Source organism: Roseateles sp. P5_E11 (genome assembly GCF_054049355.1).
In genome coordinates this window covers 1-2,068 of sequence record NZ_JBFUMO010000806.1, presented here as the reverse complement: position 1 = coordinate 2,068, position 2,068 = coordinate 1, and the positions used below count along the sequence as shown (strand labels likewise).

The following is a 2,068-nucleotide window of genomic DNA, read 5'->3' as shown; positions in this document are numbered from 1 at the left end:
CATCAGGACTTCACCACCGGCGGTATAGGTATCGGTCAGGGTCACGCCGGAGTCGCTGAGGATCAGCTCGCGCACCTGGTTCGAATGCGCTGTGCCGCGTGATTTGATGATGGACAGGCCACGATTGCGCTCGCCCGCCTGCACCAGGTAGTCGAGATGGATCCAGGTGTCCGCCACCGCCGAGATCTGCAGCGGTGAACCGCCCTCGGCCAGGCTGGACATCTCGCCCAGCAAACGGGTGCAGATCAAGGTGATGCCTTCAGATTTCGACCAATCGATCAACCGTTCGGCCACGCTGTGGGCGGTCAGGTAGTTGCCCGATTCCGACCATGTGGAGACCGGATCGATGACCAGGCAGCGAGCCTTGTGTTCGGCCGTCAGCGTCTTGATGCGCATCAGATAGGTCTCCGCGCTGCCAGCGATGGAGCGGGCCGAGACCATGCGCAGCAGACCGCTTTTCTTGTATCGGTCGAGGCGGATGCCCACCGATGCCAAGTTGCGCGCCACCTCGGAGCCATCCGAATCGAAGCTGACGAACAATGTGCGTTCGCCGCGCCCGCAGGCAGCCTCGGCGAATGCGCCGCTCAGCGTCGTCTTTGCGGTGCCCGAGAAGCCGGTGATCAGCACGCTGGCGCCACGGTAGTAGCCGCCGCCCAGCATCGTGTCCAGACGCGCGACGCCGCTGGATACGCGCTCGCTGCTGACTTTCACGTCACCGCGATCCTGCGCCCGCGCGACGGCGACCTCGAAGCCGCCATTGCCGATCACGAACGGCGACTCGTCCTCGTCGAAGCGCGAGCCGCGGTACTTCTGCACCCGCAGATTTCGCTGCGACACACCTTGAACGACATCGTGATTGAGGATCACCGCGCAGTCGACCATGAACTGCATCAGGCCGAACGGTTGCGGGCCGCTCGAGTTGCTGTGACTGCTGTCATCGCCGCCGGCTTTGGCGGTGATCAGGCCAGTCAACTGGCGCGCCAGCAGCCACTCATGCAGCCGGTAGATCTCGCGCCGCTTGGCCGCCGCGTCGGGCAGCAATGCCAGCACGATGTCGAGGGCATCGAAGACGATGCGACGCGCCTTCATTTCGTCGGCCTTGGCCCCAAGAACCGCCAACATCCCGCTCAGGTCGAAGTCGCCGGACTGCACCAGATCGGGCAGCGGTTGGGCATTCATGAAGAACAGCCGCTTGCGCTGAAGCTCGGGCAGATTCCAGCCGAAGCTGCCCGCGTTGGCGACGATGCGCTCGATGTGCTCCTCGAACGCGACAAAGATTCCAGGCTCCTTGCAGGCCTGCGCGCCGTGCGCAAGGAATTGCAGCGCGAAAATCGTTTTTCCTGAGCCAGGCCCGCCGACCAGCAAGGTTGTGCGACCGATCGGCAATCCGCCGCCGGTGATGTCATCGAAGCCGCCCACACCGGTCGATGCCTTGCCCGCTGCGGCCTCCGTTCGCGCGACTCTCACAGGGCCTTCCGCATCAAGATCTGACGCGCATGGCACGGCGCGCGCTGAATGAAGGACCACGCGGCATGGTCAGCCAGATGGGCGCAAAAGATTCTTGCTGACATAGTCTCTCCCTGTCGACTTGAACGGGATGGAGTCAGCCGAAGCAGCACTGCGCGAGCAATCCATGACATCCTGTTCGTTCAGGGGCATGACATCGGCTCCCGTTGGGATGCCAGTCTGTTCGGTTTGTTCGTTAGCCTCCGTGCGACAACACACATAAGGAAATGGCGACATTTGCGCCTCTCGGTAGGTAGTTGCCCCCTTCCATCGGCTGCTGAGCATGCCCACCGAGCTTGGATGCACACTCCCATCGCCCCATCGCCACAAATATGTCTCATACCCATTGAGGATCTCTACGGCAGACATCCCACGATGAGAGATTGCGAATCCGCGCCTCAGCGCGGACTATGAAGCTCCTGATCAATCAAACGGTGTTGAACGCCCTGCCCCGGCCGAGTCGGTATTTGTTGTCGCCACGCGGCGTCAAGAAACACCCTCTCCTCCTTCAGAAGTCATTGATTCCAAAACGAAACTTTTGACGACTGGGACAGGCAGATGT

1 protein-coding gene is annotated in these 2,068 nt (G+C 61.8%); it reads right to left on the bottom strand.

The features are described from left to right. Positions 1-1,467: circadian clock protein KaiC (gene kaiC, locus ACXJKR_RS30850; RefSeq protein WP_457326092.1), on the bottom strand; the 1,467-nt coding region annotated here is incomplete at its 3' end. Positions 1,468-2,068 lie beyond the last annotated feature (601 nt).